We start from the raw sequence: 22,369 nt of genomic DNA, 5'->3' as shown, positions 1-22,369 counted from the left end.
GGCCCGAAATCGTTTTATTATCTGAAGATTACCTCGCCTGCCTGAAGGAACACCATGTCCTGGGAAACCTGGAGTTTTGCGTTTAACGTCACCGTGCCGAATCTGTTGATGATGCTGCTGGGGATCCTGCTGCGCCATTGGCGCCTGATGGATGACCGCTTTGTCGACGGCGCGACCCGCCTGGTGTTCAATCTGGCGCTGCCGTGCCTGCTGTTTTTCAGCATCGCCACCAACCACCCGCAGCTGCTCGGCAACCTGCCGCTGGTGCTGTTTGGCGCGGTCGGCACGCTGGCGACCTTCCTGCTCTTGGAGCTGGCCGCCAAGTGGCTGGTGAAAGAGCCGCGTGAGCGCGGGGTGTTCGTACAGGGCGGTTTCCGCGCCAATACCGCCATCGTCGGCCTGGCCTACGCCATGACCGCCTATGGCAGCGAAGGGATTGCGCTCGCCTCGCTGTACCTGACGGTGACGGTGATCCTGTTCAACATACTGTCGGTCATCACCCTCACGCGCAGCCTGCAGGGCGGGCAGGGCAAGAAAATCAGCCACCTGTCTTTGCTGCGCAGCATCGTTACCAATCCGCTGATCATTGGCCTGGTGTGCGGGCTGCTGTATGCGCAAACCGGGCTGGGCATCCCGGCCGTGATCCGCCAGACCGGCAGCTATATTTCCGCGCTGTCGCTGCCGCTGGCGCTGCTGTGCACCGGCGCCAGCCTGGATTTTCGCGCCATGTTCCGCTCGTCCAACGTGGCGGCGCTGTCGTCGGCGGCCAAGCTGTTTCTGGTGCCGTGCCTGATGACGCTGGCCGGCTGGCTGTGCGGGTTTCAGGGGGCGGCGCTGGGCATTATCTTCCTGTTTTCCGCCACGCCGACCGCTTCGGGCAGCTATGTGATGACGCGCGCCATGGGCGGCAACGCCACGCTGGCGGCCAACATTATCGCCATCACCACCGTCGGTTCGTTCTTCACCACCGCGTTGGGGATCTATTTCTTGCGCTCATGGGGCGCGATTTAACCTGGAGTCGTTATGGAAGCGCACTGTCCGCACTGCCGTCAGACCATGAAGTGGGTAGCGGGTCACTACCATTGTGAAACCTGCCAGAGCGATTATCGGCAGCTGGCGAGCTGCCCGGAGTGCGGGCAGCCGCTGCAAGAATTGAAAGCCTGCGGGGCGGTGGATTACCTGTGCCAGAACGGGCACGGGCTGATCTCCAAAAAACGGGTGAATTTCAGCTATCAGCCGCTGTAAGCCCTCACTCATCCACCTGGCCGGTTTTCCACAGATCCACCAGCGCCTGCGGCGCGCTGCTTTCCGGGATTAACAGCACGATCTCAGTGCTCAGGGTGGGGCTGGTGTAGTTGATTTGCACGCGGTAGTAGCGCTGGTCGCCGCAGCCGGGGGAGGTGGGCTGGCCTTCTTCCTGCGCATAGGGCAGCGTCTGGTTCAGCAACTGATTCAGGCGCTGCCGCTGCTCCGGCGTGATATCGGCCAGCGCGATGCGGCGCTGGCCCGCCAGTTTGGGAATGTAGGCGAAGCCCCCCTCGCGCGCCAGCTCAATGACCGTATCCTGATTGAGCGTCGGCAGCGGTTTCATTATTCCACCCCCACCTGATGCCAGGCTTGCTGCACCTTGTCCGCCACGCTCTGGTCGAAACGCGCTAGCGCATGTTTCACCGTGGCGCGGGCGAAGGTGGCGAAGTCGGCGTTTTGCGGCAGCGCTTTGTCGCACACCGTGTCATACCAGACGTAGCCGGCTTTCTCCCAGGCGAAGCCGCCCAGCGCCGTCGCCGCCAGGTAGAAGGCGCGGTTGGGGATACCGGAGTTGAGGTGCACACCGCCGTTGTCTTCCTTGGTCTGGATATAATCTTTCATGCTGGCGGGCTGCGGGTCTTTGCCCAGCAGCGGATCGTCGTAGGCGGTGCCGGGTGCCGACATCGAGCGCAGCCCTTTGCCTTTGATGCCCTTGGCGAGCAGCCCGGCGCCTATCAGCCAGTCGGCTTTATCGGCGGTTTGCTGCAGGTGGAACTGCTTGACCAACGAGCCGAATACGTCGGACAACGACTCGTTGAGCGCCCCGGACTGCTGGTAGTAGATCAGCCCGGCTTCGCTCTCGGTCACGCCGTGCGCCAGTTCGTGGCCGACCACGTCGATGGCGATGGTGAAGCGGTTGAAGATCTCGCCGTCGCCGTCGCCGAACACCATCTGCTGGCCGTTCCAGAAGGCGTTCTGGTACTCCTTGCCGTAGTGCACGCTGCCAACCAGCGGTAGCCCCTGGTTATCCAGTGAATTGCGGCGGTAGGCCTGCCAGAAGAAATCGTAGGTGACGCCGAGATAGTCGTAGGCCTCGTCCACCGCCACGTCGTGGTTGCTGGGCTGGCCCTCTTTGCGCACCTGTTTTCCGGGCAGCTGGGTGCCGTTTTGGGCGTCGTAGATATCGCGGAGCGCTTCGCCGGCTCGGGCGTTTTTCTCGGCCGGCGAACGCAGCGGCTTATTGCCGAGCAGGCTTTGCACGTGGTTCAGCGTGTGCAGCGCGCAGTCGCGCTGCGGGGCGTTGCCGTGTTCAATGATGCGGCGCAGCATGTAGGGAGGAATGACGGAACGCATGCGCTGGGCTGGCATAGTGGCTCTCCTTAGGCAAAAATTTTACCTCATCGAATGAATGCACTGTGCCTAAGTGTAGCCTACTCGTCATAAAGCCTGTGGTCATGCGTGCTCACCGCCGGCGCGGTCTTGTGCGGGCTGATGCGCCGCACCGAGGCGCGCACCGCCAGCCGGCCGTGCAGCAGCAGATTGCACGGCGGCGCGTCGGCGCGCAGCATGCGCCGTTGCAGCAGTTGGATCGCCTCGTAGCCCAGCTCATCGCGCGGAACCTGCACCGAGGTCAGCGGCACATCGTGGATTTCCGCCAGGTTGAAGCCGTCGGTGCTCATCACCGAGACGTCGCCCGGCACGCTCAGCCCCCGCTTGTTGAGCGCCTTGACCGCCCCGACCGCCATGTAGTCGCCGCCGGCCAGGATCGCCGTCGGCAGCGGGGAGTGGCCGAGGAGGCCGTCGAGATAGGTGGTCAGCGCCTGCTCGGCCTCTTCGCCGCCGAAGCCCGAGGTGGTGACCAGATGGCGGCCGTCGTCGAACGGCAAATGATGCCGGGCGTAGGCCTGCCGGATGCCCGCCAGCCGCAGCTCCATGGTGTGGCGGCGCAGACACTGCAAATTGAGGATATGGCTGTGCCCCTGCTGGAACAGGTAGCTGGCGGAGTAATCACCGATCAGCTGATGATCCGGTGAGACGCTGTCCAGCCGCATCTGCCGATCGCTGCAGTTGATCAGCACGCAGGGCTTGTGCAGATCGGCGGCCAGGGTGTGGATATGCTCGTCGTCGATGCCGATGATCAGCGCCGCTTCGGTGTGCGGGTCGCTCATCTTTTCCAGAAACAGCGCGCCGTCGCTGTGTTGCTCTTCCAGCCCGCAGTAGCGGATGCGCACCTCGTGCTCCATCAGCGCGGCGGCGATACCCTGAATGACCTTGTAGTAGAAGATGTCGGTGCGCACGTCGAACGCGCGCTGCGGCGCGAACACCATCACGTTGTTCAGCATCAGCCGGCCGCTGGAAATACCCTGCAGAATGCCGTTTTGCTGCGCACAGTCCAGCACCTTGCGGCGCGCCTCGGCGCTTGTGTTGGCCTTGCCCGCCAGCACGCGGGAAACGGTGCTGATCGACAATCCGGTTTGGCGAGCGATCTCCTGAATTTTCAGCTTTCCGTTCATTCTGTGATCTCCTTCAAATTCGTCCATGAGAATATTTTCACCGCGGATTTTCAGCGTCTTGACCGGCTTTCATGCCCATTATGACTATTTTTTCACCCGCCTGTGAAAATCTTTGCAAAAAACCCCGTTTCGCTACGCGCTCTCGCTGAGTAGTCTGCATTGGTACACCAATTTTAGCGACCTGTCAGTCCAATTTTAACGGTGTGCGAAAAAGAAAACAAAAAATAAATCATGGGGTTGTGATTGTCTGTCGGCCAATGATACGGCGCCGACCCGTTTTCACCGTCCCGTGTTTGATAGCACAACGTACCCTACTAAAACGCGCGTTGCCGTCGCCGGCGGCCGCGGGGAGAGAACCGATGAGTGTGGAGATCAATCAGGCGGTCGCGCAGAGCGGCCGGCGCAAGTTCAAATCGCTGCGCTGGTGGATGCTGGCGCTGTTCTTGCTGGGCGTCACGGTCAACTACATCACCCGTAACTCGCTGGGCATTTTGGCGCCGGAGCTGAAAACCAGCCTGAACATGAGCACCGAGCAATATGCCTGGGTGGTGGCGTCGTTCCAGCTGGCTTACACGGTGTTTCAGCCGATCTGCGGCTGGCTGATCGACGTTATCGGCCTGAAGATGGGCTTTCTGATCTGCGCCGGCATTTGGGCGGTGGTATGCATGCTGCACGCCGGCGCCGGCAGCTGGCTGCAACTGGCCATTCTGCGCTTCTTCATGGGGGGCGCGGAGGCGGCGGCCACCCCGGCCAACGCCAAGGCGATCTCCGACTGGTTCCCGAAGAAGGAGCGGCCGATCGCCGCCGGCTGGGCGGGCGTCGGTTTCTCCATCGGCGCCATGCTGGCGCCGCCGATCATTGTTATCGCCCACGTCTCCTTCGGCTGGCAGGGCGCCTTCCTGTTCTCCGGCGGGCTGGCGCTGATTTGGGTGGTGCTGTGGTGGCTGTTCTACCACTCGCCGCAGCAGCACCCGAACCTCAGCCAGCAAGAGCTGGATCTGATCCGCGAAGACAACGAGCCGGTGCTGCCGAAGCTGCCGTTCCTCACCTCGCTGGCCAGCCTGTGCAAGAACAAGAAGTTCTACGGCATCGCCATCCCGGCCTTTCTCGCCGAACCGGCCTGGGCGGTCTTCAGCTTCTGGGTGCCACTGTACCTGGCTACCGAACGCGGCATGGATCTGAAACAGATCGCGATGTTCGCCTGGCTGCCGTTCCTGGCGGCGGATATCGGCAGCGTCGCCAGCGGCTATCTCACCACCCTGTACCGCAAATGGTTCGGCTGCAGCCGCGTCAACTCGGTGGTCGCCAGCTCGGTGACCGGCGCTTTCCTGATGGTGTCGCTGGCGTTCGTGGCGATCACCCAAGATCCCTATGTGGCGATCGCGCTGATCTCGATCGGCGGCTTCGGCCACCAGGTGATCTCCTGCATGCTCAGTGCGCTGGTGGTGGAGTCGTTCGATAAAAACCAGATGGCGACGGTCAATGGTATGCGCGGCTCCAGTGCCTGGATCGCCAGCTTCCTGTTCACGCTCCTGATCGGCGCGGTATCCGACACCATCGGCTTCAACCCGCTGTTCATCGCCATGGGTTTCTTCGACCTGATCGGCGCCCTGTTCCTGATTGCCCTGATCGCCGAACGCGGCGGTAAGAAAACACCTTCACACAGCTAAGTGGAATGCTTATGAAAACCTTGAAAAACTGGACGTTGGCGGCGCAGCATGCCGACCACGTTGAGCTGCTGGTCGATGAACGCCACCGTTTCTGCCTGTACGTGCTGGAAAACGATCTGTTCCGCGTGTTGATCAAACGTGAGGGCGAGCTGGCGCTGGATCGCACCTGGAGCATCGCGCCGCAGGAGGATGTGCCCTGGGAGGGGCGCGATCGGCTCAGCGTCGCCGGCTTCAGCCTGCCGGGCTATCAGCTGCGCCAGGAGGGCGATCGGCTGGTGGTCAGCACGCCGCGTCTGCGCGTAACGGTGCATCAGCCGCTGTGGCTGGAATGGGCGTACTGCAACGCCGCCGGCGAGTGGCGGCCGCTGGCGGCGGACCGGCCGACCAGCGCCTACCTGCTCAATGCGCACGGCGACGGCGTGGCGCACTACCAGCGCCGTTTCGCCGATGAGCGCTATTACGGCCTGGGGGAAAAAACCGGCGATCTGGAACGCACCGGCCGCCGCTTCGAGATGCGCAATCTGGACGCGATGGGCTACAACGCCGCCAGCACCGATCCGCTGTACAAGCACATTCCGTTTACCATCACCCGCGGGCCGGAGGCGAGCTTCGGCCTGTTTTACGATAACCTGAGCAGCTGCTGGCTGGATCTGGGCAACGAGATCGACAACTACCACGCGGCCTATCGCCGCTATCAGGCCGAAGCGGGCGATCTGGATTACTATCTGTTCCTCGGGCCGAAGGTAGTGGACGTCACCAAGGCCTTCGTGCGCCTGACCGGCCGCACTCACTTCGGGCCGAAGTGGAGCCTGGGCTACAGCGGCTCGACCATGCACTACACCGACGCGCCGGACGCCCAGCAGCAGCTGCAGCAGTTCATTGCGCTGTGCCGTCAACACGCCATTCCCTGCGACTCTTTCCAGCTGTCGTCGGGCTACACCTCGATCAACAACAAGCGCTACGTGTTCAACTGGAATTACGACAAGGTGCCGCAGCCCAAGCAATTGAGCCAGGCGTTTCACGACGCCGGTCTCAGGCTGGCGGCCAACATCAAACCGTGCCTGCTGCAGGATCACCCGCAGTATCAGGCGGTGGCGGCGCAGGGGCTGTTTATCCGCGATTCGCAAAGCGACGCGCCCGAGCGCTCCAGCTTCTGGGACGATGAGGGATCGCACCTCGACTTCACCAACCCGGCGGCGGTGCGCTGGTGGCAGCAGGGTGTCACGCAGCAGCTGCTGGAGATGGGCATCGATTCGACCTGGAACGACAACAACGAGTACGAAGTGTGGGACGGCGAAGCACGCTGCCACGGCTTCGGGCGGCCGATCGCCATCAAGCACATCCGCCCGGTGATGCCGCTGCTGATGATGCGCGCCTCGATGGAGGCCCAGCAGCGCTTCGCGCCGCAGAAGCGGCCGTACCTGATCTCGCGCTCCGGCTGCGCCGGCATGCAGCGCTACGTGCAGACCTGGAGCGGCGACAACCGCACCAGCTGGCAGACGCTGCGCTACAACATCCGCATGGGGCTGGGCATGAGCCTGTCCGGGCTGTATAACCTCGGCCACGATGTCGGCGGCTTCTCCGGCGACAAGCCGGACGCGGAGCTGTTGGTGCGCTGGGTGCAAAACGGCGTGATGCATCCGCGTTTCACTATCCACTCCTGGAACGACGACGCCACGGTCAACGAGCCCTGGATGTACCCGGCCGCCACCCCGGCGGTGCGCGAGGCGATCAACCTGCGTTACCGGCTGCTGCCGTATTTCTACACCCTGCTATGGCAGGCCTGCGCGGACGACGAGCCGATGCTGCGCCCGACCTTTCTCGATCATGAACAGGATGCGCGCACCTTCGACGAGAACGACGATTTTCTGATCGGCCGCGATCTGCTGGTGGCCAGCGTAGTGGAGCCGGGGCAGCGCCGGCGTTCGGTGTATCTGCCGGACAACGGCGAAGGCTGGTACTGCTTCTACAGCGGCCAGTGGTTCGGCGGCGGCCAAACGGTAACGCTGGCGGCGCCGCTGGAGCGTCTGCCGCTGCTGGTGCGCGCCGGGGCGGCGCTGCCGCTGTCGCAGCGGTTGGCGCATGTGGACGTGGCCGCCGACGATCGGCGCGAGCTGCGGCTGTTTCCGCTCAAGGGCTGCGGCGCAAGCAGCGGGCTGCTGTTTGAGGACGACGGTGAAAGCGACGGCTGGCGGCAGGGCGATGCGCTGTGGCTGCGCTGGGAAATGCGTTGCGACAATCAGCGCATCATGCTGGATATCACGACGGAAGGGCGTTTCCGCCCGGCCTGGCGCACGTTGGCGCTCAGCCTGCCGGAAGGCGAGACGCGCGCGCTGTGGGTAAACGGCGAACCGGGCGAGCGTTTTACGCTGGAGTAGGGGTTACTCGGCCGCGCGTTTCTTGCGCGGCTTCTTGGCGACGGTGATGGTTTTCACCTCGCTTTCCACCCAGCCGTCCTGAAGGCGGGTTTTCAGCAGTTCGCCGACCTGCGCCTGTTTGGTGGTTTTCAGCAGCTCGCCGCGCGGGGTTTGCGTCACGCTGTAGCCGCGCGCCAGCGTCGCCAGCGGGCTGACGGTTTCCAGTTGGCTGCAGGCCACGCCGAAGCGCTGGCGGTAGGCGTTGAGCTGCCGCTCCATCGCCTGCTGCAGGCGGTATTCCTGCTGCTGTACGCGCTGTTGGTAGCGGTGAATGCGGCCCTGCGGCTGCACCTGCGCCAGCCGCTGCTGGGCGCGTTCGCTGCGGCGGGCGGCCAGGCGCAGCTGTTGCTGCATGCCGTCTTCCATCCGGCGCTGCAGCTTGAACAGCAGCGTCTGCTGGCGCGCCAGGCGCAGATGCGGATGCTGCTGCTGTAAACGGTGGTGAATGCGGGTGAACTGCTGCTGGCGCTGCGCCAGATAGTAATCCATCGCCATCTCCAGCCGCTGCTGCTGCGACTGCAGCTGGCGCAACAGCTCAAGCTGATTGCGGCTGACCAGTTCGGCGGCGGCGGAAGGGGTCGGTGCGCGCAGATCGGCGACGAAATCGGCGATGGTGACGTCGGTTTCATGGCCGACGGCGCTGACGATCGGAATGCGGCTGGCGAAGATCGCCCGTGCCACGCGTTCGTCGTTGAAGCTCCACAGATCTTCCAGCGAACCGCCACCGCGGCCGACGATCAGCACGTCGCATTCGTCGCGGCGGTTGGCGGTCTCGATGGCGCGCACGATCTGCATCGGCGCTTCTGCGCCCTGCACCGAGGTGGGGTAGATGACGATCGGCAGCGACGGATCGCGCCGCTGCAAGACCTGCAGAATATCGTGCAGCGCCGCGCCGCTGGCGGAGGTGATCACCCCGACGCGTTTGGCCGGGGCGGGCAGCGGCTGCTTGAACTGCTGATCGAACAGCCCTTCGGCGCTCAGGCGCTGTTTCAGCTGCTCGAACTGTTGCTGCAGCAGGCCGTCGCCGGCGGGCTGCATGCTCTCGGCGATCAGCTGGTAGTCGCCGCGCGGTTCATACAGCGTGATGCTGGCGCGCACCAGGACCTGCTGGCCGTTTTGCGGCCGGAAGGTGACGCGGCGGTTGCTGTTGCGGAACATTGCGCAGCGCACTTGGGCGCGGTCGTCTTTCAGCGTGAAATACCAGTGGCCGGAGGCGGGCTGGGAGAGGTTGGAGATCTCGGCGGAGAGCCAAATCTGCCCCATTTCCATTTCCAGCAGTTGGCGAACCGTCTGATTGAGGCGGCTTACGGTAAAAATGGAAGGCGAAACAGGTAGCGACATGTGACCCAGATCAAATTTCAAAACAATCACTTAATTGGTCGATACTACATGGCTGAAAAAGGTAATCAAGACTTTTTGCAAGAAAGTGCTGGAGGCAACCGATTCCGCTCTGTATAATGCCGCGGCAATATTTTATCTTTTTCACAGCCCACCCTGGTGAGATATTGCCCATGCTACGTATCGCTAAAGAAGCTCTGACGTTTGACGACGTCCTCCTGGTTCCAGCCCACTCCACGGTTCTGCCTAACACCGCAGAGCTCGGCACTCAACTGACCAAAACCATCCGCCTGAACATCCCTATGCTGTCCGCAGCCATGGATACCGTTACCGAATCCGGCCTGGCCATCGCGCTGGCGCAGGAAGGCGGCCTGGGCTTCATCCACAAAAACATGTCTATCGAGCGCCAGGCTGAAGAAGTCAGCCGCGTGAAGAAGCATGAAAGCGGCGTAGTCACCGACCCGCAGACCGTTACCCCGGCCACCACGCTGCAGGAAGTGAAAGAGCTGACCGCGCGCAACGGCTTCGCCGGTTACCCGGTCGTGACCGAAGACAACGAGCTGGTCGGCATCATCACCGGCCGCGACGTGCGCTTCGTGACCGATCTGACCCAGCCGGTCACCGCGGTCATGACGCCGAAAGATCGCCTGGTCACCGTGAAAGAAGGTGAAGCGCGCGACGTGGTGCTGCAGAAGATGCACGAAAAGCGCGTAGAAAAAGCGCTGGTGGTGGATGACAGCTTCCACCTGCTGGGCATGATCACCGTTAAAGACTTCCAGAAAGCGGAACGCAAACCGAACGCCTGTAAAGACGAGCATGGCCGTCTGCGCGTGGGCGCGGCGGTCGGCGCCGGCGCCGGCAACGAAGAGCGCGTTGACGCGCTGGTGGCGGCAGGCGTTGACGTCCTGCTGATCGATTCCTCGCACGGCCACTCCGAAGGCGTGCTGCAGCGCATCCGCGAAACCCGCGCCAAATACCCGGATCTGCAGATCGTCGGCGGCAACGTCGCGACCGCTGCGGGCGCCAAAGCGCTGGCTGAAGCCGGCGTGAGCGCGGTGAAAGTGGGTATCGGCCCAGGCTCCATCTGCACCACCCGCATCGTGACCGGCGTGGGCGTACCGCAGATCACCGCCATCGCCGACGCGGTGGAAGCGCTGGAAGGCACCGGCATCCCGGTTATCGCCGACGGCGGCATCCGTTTCTCCGGCGACATCGCCAAAGCGATCGCCGCGGGCGCATCCTGCGTGATGGTCGGCTCCATGCTGGCGGGCACCGAAGAATCCCCGGGCGAAATCGAGCTGTATCAGGGCCGTTCGTTCAAATCTTACCGCGGCATGGGCTCGCTGGGCGCGATGTCCAAAGGTTCTTCCGACCGTTACTTCCAGACCGATAACGCCGCCGACAAACTGGTGCCGGAAGGTATCGAAGGCCGCGTCGCCTATAAAGGCATGCTGAAAGCCATCGTGCACCAGCAGATGGGCGGCCTGCGCTCCTGCATGGGCCTGACCGGCTGCGCCACCATCGACGATCTGCGCACCAAGGCTGAGTTCGTGCGCATCAGCGGCGCTGGCATTCAGGAAAGCCACGTGCACGACGTGACCATCACCAAAGAGTCGCCGAACTACCGCATGGGCTAATGCCTTAACCTCTCCTGAGTGAGAGGCCGGGGTGGGGCGTTAAGCCCCATCCCGAAACACACATTTTCGCTCTTTTTCTCTTGTTGCTGGAATTCGCCTCACATGACACAAAATATCCATAAGCATCGCATCCTGATACTGGACTTCGGTTCGCAATACACTCAACTGGTCGCCCGCCGCGTGCGCGAAATCGGCGTTTACTGCGAACTGTGGGCCTGGGACGTTAGCGAAGAGCAGATCCGCGAATTCAACCCAAGCGGCATCATCCTGTCCGGCGGCCCGGAAAGCACCACCGAAGCCGGCAGCCCGCGCGCCCCGGACTACGTGTTCAACGCCGGCGTGCCGGTGCTGGGCGTGTGCTACGGCATGCAGACCATGGCGATGCAGCTGGGTGGCCATGTGCAGGGTTCCAACGAACGCGAGTTCGGCTACGCGCAGGTGGAAATCGTCAAAGAGAGCGCGCTGCTGCGCGACATCGAAGATGCCATCAGCCCGGCCGGCAAACCGCTGCTGGACGTGTGGATGAGCCACGGCGACAAAGTGACCGCGATCCCGTCCGACTTCGTGACCATCGCCAGCACCGACACCTGCCCGTTCGCCATTATGGCCAACGAAGAAAAACGCTTCTACGGCGTGCAGTTCCACCCGGAAGTGACCCACACCCGCCAGGGCCAACGCATGCTGGAGCGTTTCGTACTGGACATCTGCCAGTGTGAAGCCCTGTGGACCCCGGCCACCATCATCGAAGATGCGGTTGAGCGCATCCGCGAGCAGGTGGGTGAAGACCACGTGATCCTCGGCCTGTCCGGCGGCGTAGACTCCTCCGTGACCGCGATGCTGCTGCACCGCGCCATCGGCAAACGCCTGACCTGCGTATTCGTCGACAACGGCCTGCTGCGCCTGAACGAAGCCAAGCAGGTGATGGAAATGTTCGGCGACCACTTCGGCCTGAACATCGTGCACGTCGAGGCGGAAAACCGCTTCCTGACCGCGCTGGCGGGCGTGGACGAGCCGGAAGCTAAGCGTAAAATCATCGGCCGCGTGTTCGTTGAAGTGTTCGACGAAGAAGCCTGCAAGCAAGAGCAGGTGAAATGGCTGGCACAGGGCACCATCTACCCGGACGTGATCGAATCCGCCGCTTCCGCCACCGGCAAAGCGCACGTGATCAAGTCGCACCACAACGTGGGCGGCCTGCCGAAAGAGATGAAGCTGGGCCTGGTCGAGCCGCTGAAAGAGCTGTTCAAAGACGAAGTGCGCAAGATCGGCCTGGAGCTGGGCCTGCCGTACGACATGCTGTTCCGTCACCCGTTCCCGGGCCCGGGTCTGGGCGTGCGCGTGCTGGGCGAAGTGAAGAAAGAGTACTGCGATCTGCTGCGCCGCGCCGACGCCATCTTCATCGAAGAGCTGCACAAGGCCGACCTGTACAACAAAGTCAGCCAGGCGTTCACCGTGTTCCTGCCGGTGCGTTCGGTCGGCGTGATGGGCGACGGCCGCAAATACGACTGGGTGGTCTCCCTGCGTGCGGTAGAAACCATCGACTTCATGACCGCGCACTGGGCACACCTGCCGTATGACTTCCTCGGCCGCGTCTCCAACCGCATCATCAACGAAGTGAACGGCATCTCCCGCGTGGTGTACGACATCAGCGGCAAGCCGCCGGCGACGATCGAGTGGGAGTGATTTAACACTTCCTGCAGCCTGTTCGTAACTAGGCCGTAGTGACTAAGACCCTCTGTTTTTACAGGGGGTTTTTCTTTATTTGGCCATATCTTTTCCGCCATGCTTCCAGCCTTGGGTAAAGCCGAACATTGTTTGTGGTCGAAATATGGCCTATGTTCAGACCTTGGTATGATTGATAGCGACTGGGATACGATGAAAGTAGAGACCATCAACTACGTTATAGAATCCTATGAGCAGCAGAAGCGAGAGAACGCCATTGCTCTGCTGAAATTACTGATGCTGTCAGCGAAGGATAAAGCGGAAGGGCGTGTGTTCTCGAAGGAACAGCTGTTGGATGGGCTTTAAGCATTACAGTGCTCAACATTAAGGGATTGCATTGGAACAGCAGGTGGCCTTTGAGCACACGCGTACCGTAAGGCACTGTATTGACTCCATTGTCACACCATCAGGATATCCAGCAGTTGTTGTTTAAGCGTCTCATCATGCCCCGATAGCCCGAGGGCTGCCTAACCCTCGTTTACCTGCAAGTGAAAGACTTTGGGGATCGCATCACCCGTCCTGCTCATCATACTTGCGCTGGCACTCCTGAATCGCCTCAATATTCCCTAACGTCCAGTCGAACAGTACCGAGAACGGCCCCTGCAGGGATTTGCCGAGCGGCGTCAGCGAATACTCGACGCCAAGCACCCGCCCGTCCAACACTTTGCGATGCACCATGCCGTTGCGTTCCAGCTTGCGTAGTGTCTGGGTCAGCACGCGTTGCGTGACGCCATCCAAACGGCGCTTGATGGCGTTGAAACGCTGCGGCTCGCGCAGCACTTCCAGCACCATCATGGACCATTTATCGGCAATCTGATCGAGCACGATGCGGCTTGGGCAGTCGGCGCGGTAAACAACATCGGTCTTATCCATCGGTATCCTCCTGCATCCCTGGGATGCTTAAGGTGCGTAATTGACGCCAGGTATGCAAAGTATACCATTTGAAACAGGGCACGAATAACCCGCACTTGTACCCCAGGTAAAAGGACATTGAGATGACAGATACAGATTTCAGCAAACTCAGGCTGTCTCATGCGCACGGCGTGATGACGATCGCTATCGATAACCCACCGGTAAACGTGCTTGATGTGGCGCTGATGTCGGAAATCAGCCGTTTATTGCTCGCGGTGCGTGACGATCCGGATACGCGGGTGTTGGTGTTCCAGAGCGCGAACCCAGCGTTCTTTATTGCTCATGTCGATATGACCTTGATCGATGAGCCGCACGCTTTCGATGAACTGGCTAGCAACGCGCCGGAGGGGCTTAATCCGTTCCAGGCGTTTGGCGAACTGCTGCGCAGCCAGCCGCAGGTCACTCTCGTTAAGCTGGCTGGGCTGGCGCGCGGCGGCGGCGCCGAGTTTGTGGCGGCGGCCGATATGGCTTTCGCGGCACGGGAAACGGCGGGACTGGCCCAGTGCGAGGCCTTGATGGGCATTACGCCCGGCGGCGGTGCGACGCAGTATCTGACGAGCCGAATGACGCGCGGCCGCGCTCTGGAAGTGATCCTGGGCGCCGATCTCATCGATGCCGCTACCGCAGAACGCTACGGCTGGATTAACCGCGCCTTGCCTGCCGCCGAGCTGGATGATTTCGTCGATCGGTTAGCGCGCAACATCGCGGCATTGCCAGAGGGCGTGATTGCGGCGGCCAAACAGGCGATGCCTGCGCCGGATCTGCAGGCCGGTTTTTATCGCGAGCACGACGCCTGGGCGGGATTGTTCGCACGCCCGGCCGCGGAGCGGTTGATTCGCGGCGGGCTGAAGGCCGGTGCGCAAACCCCGGAGGGGGAGCGCAACCTTGAAGGCCTGCTGCGTCATCTGGCCCGCTAAGATGCCGCCCCCCACTGCGTCAGCAGCGCATGCAGCCTGGCCGGCTCCAGCGGCTTGCGCAGCACCAGATAGCCTTCCTGCTCGGCCTCTTGCAATATCTGCGAGTTGAACTCGCCGCTGACCATCGCGCCGCTCACGTCCGGCAGGCGTTCGAACAGCGCTTTCAGGATGTCGAAACCGCTCTCGCCGGAGCGCAGGCGCTGGTCGCACAGCACGGCGAACGGCGTAAAACCGTCGTCGACAATGGTGAAGGCTTCCTCGGCGGAGGCCGCGCAGCGCACGGTGATGCCCCAGGTGCTCATCAGGCTCTCCCAGGCGGAGGTCACCAAGGGATCGTCGTCCACCACCAGGCAGGCGCCGCGCAGCGGCGCATAGCGGATAGGCGTGGCGGTGTTGTCGTAGGCAGCCGCGGTTTCCGGCGCTTTATCTTCGCCGATGTATTGCGTGAAGCGCATCCAGAAGCGCGAACCTTTGCCTTCGACGGAGTGCATGCCGTACTTCACCTTCATCAGCTTGGCGCAGCGCGCCACCACCGCCAGCCCCAGCCCGTGGCCGGCGCTGTCGATTTTCCACGCCAGTTCGGGGCGGTAGTAAGGGGAGAAGATTTTGCTTTTCTCTTCGTCGGCGATGCCCACGCCGGTGTCCCACACTTCCACCAGGCACTCGGCGCCGCGCGGGCGGATAGCGATCAACACGCCGCCCTGTTGCGTGTAGCGCAGGGCGTTTTGGATCAGGTTAATCAGCGATTGCCGCACCAGCAGCGGATCGCCCATCACGCTGATGCGCCGTTTGGGCCGCCAGGTGCGCAGCGCCAGGGCGCGGCTGTTGGCCTCTTCGCGGAACAGGGTGATCACCGAGTCGAGCAGGGCGCCGATATCCACATGGGTGGCGGCGGTGCGTACGTTGCCGGATTCGATCTTGCTGAGATCGAGCAGTGAATTGAACATCAAATGCACCGAACGCACGCTCTGCTGCAGATCCAGCAGCTGCGGCGTCAGGCTGTCGTCGCGGTTTTTGTGGATGATGGCTTCGATCAGAAAGCCCATGGCGTGCACCGGCTGGCGCAGATCGTGGCTGGCGGTGGTCAGGAACTGGTTCTTGTCCAGCAGCGCCTGTTCCGCCTCCTCTTTAGCCTGGCGGAACTGCTCCGCCAGGCGCGAGCTTTGTTCTTCGAGCAACGCCTGCTGGATAAAGAACGCATGCGAGGTTAACGCGTGGCGGTAAATGGCGAAGCCGTACAGCAAGTTCAGCATCAGCACGATGAACATCACGTCTTCCAGCCGGCAGATGATGCCGAGGTTCAGCAGCCCCCAGGAGGCGAAGAAAAAGCGGGTAAAGGTGCTGATAACCGGCGTCAGATGCGTTGCGTTGGCGGCGACGATCGCGGCGATGCTGATATTGAGCAGCAGAAAAAAGTCAAAGTTATGGGTCTGCGGCGTAATTAAATAGAGTGATGAGATCCCCAGCCCGTGAATAAAGGCCACCTTATTAATGCGCGGCAGCCAGCGGCGCAGCACGGTGTCTTCATCATTTTCCTTGGCCTCATGCAGGTAGCGACGGTGCCATATTCGGATCGCCACGGCGCATAGCAGGTAAACGATGATCCAGGTAATGGTGGGGCCGAGTTCATCACCCAGCAAATAAATCCAGATGGCGAACGGGATGCCGACGAAAGGCACGGCGGTGAAACTGAATACCAGCCGCATGAAGGTGTTGTCCAGCAGGCGGATCTGCGCGCGTGGGGAGATACCATCATTTTGTAAATTCTGGAAAAACCTCATGACGACGGATCCCGTTTGCCGTGCAACAGCGTGATGGCTTCTACCCGGCTGTTGACGCCGATCTTTTTCAATATATTGCTGATATGTTCTTTGACGGTAGGTTCGGAAATAGAGAGTTGCGTCGCGATTCTTTTATTTGGCAGGCCGCGCAACATCATGGTCAATACGTCGATTTGCCTCGGCGTTAAATTGAATTTATTTAAATGGTCATGGCTGATTTTAATAGTGGATTCATTTCCCTCCGGGAACCAATCCTGATTATTGTTTAGCGCAAAAACCGCCCTGGCGAATAATTCAGGCGGCTCGTTTTTTAATACGAATCCGTGCCCGCCGGCATTGTGCACTTTCTGCCAGATATCGTTATTCTCGTCGCCGCTGACCACTAAAATCCGTACCTGCGGATAACGTTGTTTTACTTCTTTGAGTAATTTCAACGCTGTACCGGAAGAGAGCCAAAAATCAATCACCAGTAAACGCGGCGGGCCATTTTCCCTAATATGACGGTAGCAATTCTCTTCATTGGTCACCACATGCGCCTGTTTGAATCGGCAATGCGTGCTGAGAAAATTAGCGATGCCGCTTGCTACCAATGGATGGTCATCAACGACCAACGCATAATCCTGCCCCAAAGGATTCTCCTTTCGCCTTCACAGTTCAGATAAGTCTGATGAATTATTATCAACCCTCCCTACTTTAGGAGGGTTTTTTCGTTTAGGAAAGGGAAATATATTATTCGAGGATTTGGATAAGAGAAAACATAAAGCCAATTGATAATTTTAACTGATTGGTTATAAAGGATAATTTATGAAGAAACCACTTATCGCTTTAACCGTGACGATGATGATAGCCGGTTGTTCCACCCTGAAAACCGATCAGGCCATTCCACTGCTGCAGGCGGAAACCGCCAAAATGCTGGGCCTGGGCTCATCGGACGAAATTACCGTGACCAACGTCAATGGCGCGCAGCCGGATGCGCTGGGCGGCCAAAAACTTTCATATCGCGCCACCACGGAAAAGGGCCGTATTTTCGATTGCTCGTCGCTGATGATGCCGGGAATTTTAGGTTCGTCGCCGTCGCTGAGCGCGCCGACCTGTACGCCGGTGGTCACGCATAAATAATTCGCTTTGGGGGCGGTATTTCCGCTTCCTGGTTTTCCATCGTCGGAGCGTCAGCGCCGGGGGGCAATAAGCTTTTGCTTCGACGATCACTAAACCGGCGTGCGCGAAATAACACCTCACACTTCCTCTAGCGCAGTGAGTTTACCCATAACAATAAATTTCGCGCCATCACGCCAACGAGTACGGAGATAGCCCGTGAATGACAAGACATCGTACCCTTTAGCGGTTAAAACACCGCTTTCCAAACTTTACCTCGCTCTATTTTCCGCGCCGCTGTTGATGCTGGCGCCCGCCGATATCGCTCGCGCAGACGATGCTATTTTTGACGGCGACTCAAAAATTACCGAATCATTGGCCTACACCGGAGACGTTTACGTCGGCCGCAATCAAAGCGGCAACCTGCTGATCGAGAATGGCAAGATCAGCGCCTATAACATCAATATCGGCCGGATGTTCAACGGCCAAATTCATGACAGCCTGGTCACGGTTCGCGGGCCGAACGCTGAGCTGAACGCGGTGAACGATCAGTTCGTGCTGCGCGGCGGCCTGAATCTGGGGCGGGGCACCCTGCGGGTTGAAGACGGCGCGCTGGCCAGCGCGAAAGAGATCGTGGTCGGCACCACGCGTGGCTACGACAGCCACCTGATCGCCACCGGCGCCGGTTCCCGCGTCACCAGCAATTTTCTCAGCGTCGGCACCGACTTAGGGGCGCGATCCACGCTGGCGATTGAAGACGGCGCGGTGTTGAATACCGCCTTTGACGCGCGCATCGGTAATGGCAGCGGGCCGGGCGAGACCGATACGCTGAGCCCGAAGGCCACGGTCACGGGGGCCAATTCCCAGTGGAACGTCGGCCGTGCGCTCACGCTCAACGGCGATCTGGACGTGCTGAACGGCGCTGCGGTCAACGTCGGTAATATTCAGGTGGCGGGCGTCTCGGGCGCGCGTAAAACCGCCGAGCTGGTGATCGCCGGGAACGGCTCACGGTTTACCAGCGGCAGCAGCGTCAACGTCGGCGATTATGGCAATGGCGTGTTGGCGGTCATGGACGGCGGGACATTCTCCGCCGGCGGCAACGAAGTGGTGCTGGGCAAGACCGGTTCCGGCTCGAACCGCGGCGCGCTGATTATCGGTAGCCGCGGCAATATGGATACCGGCACCGGGTTGACCGAACCGACGCTCGGCGCGGCGGGCGCCGCTGGCGCTATCGATGCCCAGACGGCGATCGCCCTGCGGGGTGGATTGTTCCGCAGCTATGTGTACTTTAACCATACCGACGGCAATTACGTCTTCAGCAACAAGATGAGCGGCGAAGGCGAGGTGATCAACACCGCTGGGCACACGACGCTGAACGGCGATCTCACTGGGCTGCAGGCCAACGTCACCGCGCGCGGCGGCAAACTCATCATCGCCAGCGATATCAATACCCAGAAAGAAGACGACATTTTCGAGATCCAAACCCTCAGCGCCGAAAACGGCGGCACGCTGATCCTCAACGCGACGGCGGGTTCCGACGTCAATAACGGGCAGGGCTACAGCAGCGCCGCGTCGATCAAGGCCGGCGGCACGCTGGGCGGCAACGGCACGCTGGGCCAGACCGAGATCCAGTCCGGTGGTCACATCTCGCCCGGCGACGGCAATATCGGCACGCTGACGCTGAAACGCTACCTGAACTTTATCGGCGAATCCTTCTATGACGTCGATATCGCCGGTGACGGCCGCAGTGACCAACTGCTGGTGGCGGGCAAAACCACCATCAGCGATCGGGCCAAGGTGCAGGTCACGGCGCTGGATCCGCAAACCAGCTATAAAACCGGCCAAAGCTACCGCATTTTGACCTCGGACGGCGGCATTGACGGCCAATTCGCGGCGGCGGTCTCCAAGTCTGCCTTCCTCGATGTGGCGTTGAACCAAAGCGCCAACGCCGTGGATCTGACCATCGCGCAGAAAGACACGGGCGGTGAAAATCCAGGGGGCGAGAATCCGGGTGGGGAAAACCCAGGCGGTGAGAATCCAGGCGGTGAGAATCCAGGGGGCGAGAATCCGGGCGGTGAAAACCCAGGTGGTGAAAATCCGGGGGGCGAGAATCCGGGTGGGGAAAACCCAGGCGGTGAAAATCCGGGGGGCGAGAACCCAGGCAGCGGCAAGCCGGGCATTTTCCAAACGGTGGCCGAGAGCGGCAACCAGTGGAATACCGCCGGTGCGCTCTCGACGTTGGTGCAGAGCGGCCCTTCGCTGGCGCTGTACAACTCGCTGCTGCTGCTGAGTGCGCCGGAAGCGCGCGAGGCGTTCAATCAGCTGTCCGGCGAAGTCTATCCGTCGATGCAGTCTAACCTGATCGCCGGCAGCACCCAGCTGTTCAACGTGCTGAACCAGCGCATGCTGCGCCTATTCGACAACGACAGCCTGCCGATACCGCCGTTGGCGATGTCGCTGGTGCAACCGGCGCAGGTGCAAAACAGCGGCGTCTGGGGGCAGACCTTCAGTTCCTGGGGCAGAAACAGCGGCAATGGCAACGTGGGCAAGCTGGATGGCAACACCACCGGCTTCCTGTTGGGGGCGGATCGCAAGCTGGCGGACCATAACGTGCGCATCGGCGGCTACTTCGGTTACAGCCGCGGCGACTACGACGTCGACAGCCGCCGTTCCAAGGCCGATACCGACAACTACCACCTCGGCCTGTATGCGGCGGGGCAGCAGGATGCGTTCTCGCTGCGCGGCGCGCTGGGTTACACCTGGCACAAGATCGAAGGCAAGCGCAACGTCGATTTCAGCGGCTTCTCGGATCGGCTGAAGTCGGACTACGATGCCAACTCATTGCTGGCGTTCACCGAAGCGGGTTACCGTTTCGGCCAGCCGGAGATGAACGTCGAACCGTTCATTAACTTGAGCTATATCCGCCTGCATACCGACAGCTTCCAGGAGTCGGGTGGCGCGGCGGCGCTGAGCGTGCGCAATGAAACGATGAACACCTTCTACTCCACGCTCGGGGTGCGCGGCGTGACCGAGCTGCCGAAGAACGTCAGCCTCTATGGCTCGCTCGGTTGGCAGCATGCCTACGGCGATAAGAACACCTCATCGCGCATGGCGTTTGCCGGCAGTGACGCGTTCGTCACTCAGGGCCAGGCCGTGGATGACAACGTGATGGTGGGCGATATCGGCGTGAGCGTGAAACTGTCGCACGCCGCGACGCTGGATGTCGGCTATCAGGGGCAATTCGGCGCCGATACCCGCGTTAATTCGGTCAACGCCAACCTGCGCTGGTCGTTCTGATTTTTCCTCTAGACTTCTCTGGTACTTGCAGGCCCGCTTGATGCGGGCCTTTTTTATGGTGAGGGCTCAGTGGCGGCCTGTGGCTGACTTTTATGATGAAAAAGCCCGCGCAACGGCGGGCTTGGCGAGAAGAGCGAGCGGGGCTTAACGCCCTTTTTTCTTGCGCCCTGGCTGGGTAAAGCGCTTACGGCCGGCCGGCGCAGCGGCTTTGTCGGCGCTTTTGGGGCCCCCGGCACTCGGTTTTTTCGCCGCGGCGGATTTGGCCGGGGCCTTCTTCGCCGGCTTGGCCTCGGACGAGGAGCCTTCAATCAGTTTGAACAGCTCGATCAGCTCGTCATCGGTCAGATCGCGCCATTCGCCCAGCGGCAAGCCTTTCAGGCTGACGTTCATGATGCGCGTGCGTTCCAGCTTGGTGACCTCGTAGCCGAAGTGTTCGCACATGCGGCGGATCTGGCGATTCAGCCCCTGCACCAGCGTGATGCGGAACACGAACGGCGCCTCTTTCTTAACCTTGCACTTTTTGGTCACCGTGCCCAGCATCGGCACGCCGGCGCCCATGCCGCGAATAAACTCGTCGGTCACCGGCTTGTTGACCGTCACCAGATACTCTTTCTCGTGATTGTTGCCGGCGCGCAGGATCTTGTTGACCAGGTCACCGTGGTTGGTCAGAAAGATCAGCCCCTGTGAATCCTTGTCCAAACGGCCGATCGGGAAGATGCGTTTGCTGTGGTTGACGAAGTCAGCGATGTTGTCGCGCTCGCCGTCTTCGGTGGTGGTGACGATGCCGACCGGCTTGTTCAGCGCGATCAGCACCAGATCTTCTTCATTGCGCGGTTCGATCAGCTGACCGTTAACCTTCACGACATCCCCGGCAAATACCTGAGCGCCAACGGTGGCGCGCTTACCGTTGATGAAAACGTTGCCCTGTTCGATGTATCGATCGGCATCGCGGCGTGAGCAGATACCGCTCTCGCTAATGTATTTGTTCAGACGAATGGATGAGTTGGTCAGCATGGGATCTCCGTAAAACGCGGACTATACATTACCCGGATGACACTGCGAAGCGAATCATGCAGGGGGGCTGGATAAGGGTATCCTGACCGCGGCTACTACAAAGGTATTTGCAATATGTTTTTTTCGTTTAATTAATTATAGAAATTCGATGAGGATTTTTCTGCAAATTATTCAAGTTATAAATGGATTGTGCCAAATTAAACTATTTAAGCGGTCATGTATAGATTCATTTTAGAAAAGCATTAGGATATTGATAAATTCAAGGAGGGATAAATGAACGCATTAGCCGAGGAAGGGACGTTACGACGTATGACCATGGGGGAAATTAAATTGGCTCGCCATATATATGGAAGCTCAATTATATATGGTCGTGTATGGATACACTGTGATAGCTATTTCCCGTTTGGCTTACAAAACAGAAGTTATGCCATGGCACCTAATGGCGAGTTATGGTTACGGAGGGAACTCTATAAAGACGATTTTTCTGATAACACGGTTCTGATAGAAGAAAAACATCTTTTCATCCATGAGTTGGGGCATGTATGGCAGCATCAGCATGGACAATGGGTAAGAATGCGTGGGTTGTTTAGTTGGGCGGCTGAGTACAACTATCGCCTTGATAAGAATAAAATTACTGATTACTCACTGGAGCAACAAGCTTCGATTTTTGCTGATTACTGGCTGCTGTTGGTTTATGGTATTGAAACGTGGCGTTATTATCAACGTCCTGGACGAGTGGGCAAGTACAGGGGAACCGATAGTTTGCGTGACATTTATGCACTTTATCGAAAAATTATTAAGGGATGAGGGG

The 22,369-nt window shown here is 60.2% G+C and carries 18 protein-coding genes and 1 pseudogene; 11 read left to right on the top strand and 8 right to left on the bottom strand.

Going from position 1 to position 22,369, the window contains the following annotated elements:
* Window positions 1-54: 54 nt before the first annotated feature.
* Both AWX27_RS21410 and AWX27_RS21405 read left to right on the top strand, forming a co-directional pair.
* Window positions 55-1,011, top strand: a complete 957-nt coding sequence (locus tag AWX27_RS21410; RefSeq protein WP_060424926.1) for an AEC family transporter — start codon at window positions 55-57, stop codon at window positions 1,009-1,011.
* A gap of 12 nt (window positions 1,012-1,023) precedes the next feature.
* Window positions 1,024-1,245: a zinc ribbon domain-containing protein gene (locus AWX27_RS21405; RefSeq protein ID WP_060424924.1), complete on the top strand. Its 222-nt coding sequence runs from the start codon at window positions 1,024-1,026 to the stop codon at window positions 1,243-1,245.
* Between the two features lie 4 nt (window positions 1,246-1,249).
* Here AWX27_RS21405 and AWX27_RS21400 read toward each other — a convergent pair whose 3' ends face one another.
* The 3 genes from AWX27_RS21400 to AWX27_RS21390 form a co-directional block, all read right to left on the bottom strand.
* The gene (locus AWX27_RS21400; RefSeq protein WP_033635587.1) at window positions 1,250-1,591 is read right to left on the bottom strand and encodes a protealysin inhibitor emfourin; all 342 of its coding nucleotides are present in this window, start codon (window positions 1,589-1,591) and stop codon (window positions 1,250-1,252) included.
* Window positions 1,591-2,616 (bottom strand): M4 family metallopeptidase, encoded by a 1,026-nt coding sequence (locus tag AWX27_RS21395; RefSeq protein WP_060424922.1) that lies wholly within the window; start codon window positions 2,614-2,616, stop codon window positions 1,591-1,593. Before AWX27_RS21395 ends, AWX27_RS21400 begins: the two co-directional genes overlap by 1 nt.
* Before the next feature lie 62 nt (window positions 2,617-2,678).
* Window positions 2,679-3,761: a LacI family DNA-binding transcriptional regulator gene (locus tag AWX27_RS21390; protein WP_060424920.1), complete on the bottom strand. Its 1,083-nt coding sequence runs from the start codon at window positions 3,759-3,761 to the stop codon at window positions 2,679-2,681.
* A gap of 359 nt (window positions 3,762-4,120) precedes the next feature.
* On the opposite strand from AWX27_RS21390, the gene AWX27_RS21385 reads away from it, so the two are divergent.
* Both AWX27_RS21385 and AWX27_RS21380 read left to right on the top strand, forming a co-directional pair.
* Entirely contained in the window at window positions 4,121-5,431 is a 1,311-nt protein-coding gene (locus AWX27_RS21385; RefSeq protein WP_033635583.1) for an MFS transporter, read from the top strand.
* 11 nt (window positions 5,432-5,442) lie between these two features.
* Window positions 5,443-7,809, top strand: a complete 2,367-nt coding sequence (locus AWX27_RS21380) for a glycoside hydrolase family 31 protein (protein WP_060424918.1) — start codon at window positions 5,443-5,445, stop codon at window positions 7,807-7,809.
* Window positions 7,810-7,812: 3 nt separating this feature from the next.
* Here AWX27_RS21380 and xseA read toward each other — a convergent pair whose 3' ends face one another.
* Entirely contained in the window at window positions 7,813-9,189 is a 1,377-nt protein-coding gene (gene xseA / locus AWX27_RS21375; RefSeq protein WP_055312720.1) for an exodeoxyribonuclease VII large subunit, read from the bottom strand.
* 170 nt (window positions 9,190-9,359) lie between these two features.
* Here xseA and guaB point away from each other — a divergent pair, with 170 nt between their 5' ends.
* The 3 genes and pseudogenes from guaB to AWX27_RS25190 all read left to right on the top strand — a co-directional run.
* The gene (gene guaB / locus AWX27_RS21370) at window positions 9,360-10,823 is read left to right on the top strand and encodes an IMP dehydrogenase (RefSeq protein WP_004941460.1); all 1,464 of its coding nucleotides are present in this window, start codon (window positions 9,360-9,362) and stop codon (window positions 10,821-10,823) included.
* A 102-nt stretch (window positions 10,824-10,925) separates the two neighbouring features.
* The gene (gene guaA, locus AWX27_RS21365) at window positions 10,926-12,503 is read left to right on the top strand and encodes a glutamine-hydrolyzing GMP synthase (protein WP_019452367.1); all 1,578 of its coding nucleotides are present in this window, start codon (window positions 10,926-10,928) and stop codon (window positions 12,501-12,503) included.
* Between the two features lie 213 nt (window positions 12,504-12,716).
* Window positions 12,717-12,848, top strand: a pseudogene (locus tag AWX27_RS25190) (type II toxin-antitoxin system Phd/YefM family antitoxin); the annotation flags it as partial.
* A 204-nt stretch (window positions 12,849-13,052) separates the two neighbouring features.
* Here AWX27_RS25190 and AWX27_RS21360 read toward each other — a convergent pair.
* A complete protein-coding gene (locus AWX27_RS21360; RefSeq protein WP_060424915.1) occupies window positions 13,053-13,415 on the bottom strand; it encodes a winged helix-turn-helix transcriptional regulator in 363 nt (120 codons plus the stop codon).
* 122 nt (window positions 13,416-13,537) lie between these two features.
* Between AWX27_RS21360 and AWX27_RS21355 the strand changes: the two genes are divergently transcribed.
* Window positions 13,538-14,371, top strand: a complete 834-nt coding sequence (locus tag AWX27_RS21355) for an enoyl-CoA hydratase/isomerase family protein (protein ID WP_060424912.1) — start codon at window positions 13,538-13,540, stop codon at window positions 14,369-14,371.
* Here the strand turns inward: AWX27_RS21355 and AWX27_RS21350 are convergent.
* A complete protein-coding gene (locus tag AWX27_RS21350; RefSeq protein ID WP_060424910.1) occupies window positions 14,368-16,152 on the bottom strand; it encodes a hybrid sensor histidine kinase/response regulator in 1,785 nt (594 codons plus the stop codon). The genes AWX27_RS21355 and AWX27_RS21350 overlap by 4 nt on opposite strands.
* Window positions 16,149-16,781 (bottom strand): response regulator transcription factor, encoded by a 633-nt coding sequence (locus AWX27_RS21345; protein ID WP_060424909.1) that lies wholly within the window; start codon window positions 16,779-16,781, stop codon window positions 16,149-16,151. Before AWX27_RS21345 ends, AWX27_RS21350 begins: the two co-directional genes overlap by 4 nt.
* A 175-nt stretch (window positions 16,782-16,956) precedes the next feature.
* Between AWX27_RS21345 and AWX27_RS21340 the strand changes: the two genes are divergently transcribed.
* Both AWX27_RS21340 and AWX27_RS21335 read left to right on the top strand, forming a co-directional pair.
* Window positions 16,957-17,271, top strand: coding sequence for a putative periplasmic lipoprotein (locus tag AWX27_RS21340; RefSeq protein WP_025303891.1), 315 nt, complete (start codon window positions 16,957-16,959; stop codon window positions 17,269-17,271).
* 195 nt (window positions 17,272-17,466) lie between these two features.
* Window positions 17,467-20,544: an autotransporter outer membrane beta-barrel domain-containing protein gene (locus AWX27_RS21335; protein ID WP_060424907.1), complete on the top strand. Its 3,078-nt coding sequence runs from the start codon at window positions 17,467-17,469 to the stop codon at window positions 20,542-20,544.
* Between the two features lie 144 nt (window positions 20,545-20,688).
* Here AWX27_RS21335 and rluF read toward each other — a convergent pair whose 3' ends face one another.
* Window positions 20,689-21,558: a 23S rRNA pseudouridine(2604) synthase RluF gene (gene rluF / locus AWX27_RS21330; protein ID WP_021504493.1), complete on the bottom strand. Its 870-nt coding sequence runs from the start codon at window positions 21,556-21,558 to the stop codon at window positions 20,689-20,691.
* A 273-nt stretch (window positions 21,559-21,831) separates the two neighbouring features.
* On the opposite strand from rluF, the gene AWX27_RS24770 reads away from it, so the two are divergent.
* The gene (locus tag AWX27_RS24770) at window positions 21,832-22,365 is read left to right on the top strand and encodes a hypothetical protein (protein ID WP_060432245.1); all 534 of its coding nucleotides are present in this window, start codon (window positions 21,832-21,834) and stop codon (window positions 22,363-22,365) included.
* Window positions 22,366-22,369: the final 4 nt, after the last annotated feature.

It is taken from the genome of Serratia sp. 2880STDY5682894 (genome assembly GCF_001537385.1).
GTDB lineage: Bacteria > Pseudomonadota > Gammaproteobacteria > Enterobacterales > Enterobacteriaceae > Serratia > Serratia nevei.
The sequence above is the reverse complement of the archived record's forward strand: the minus strand, read 5'-3'. Positions and strand labels throughout refer to the sequence as shown.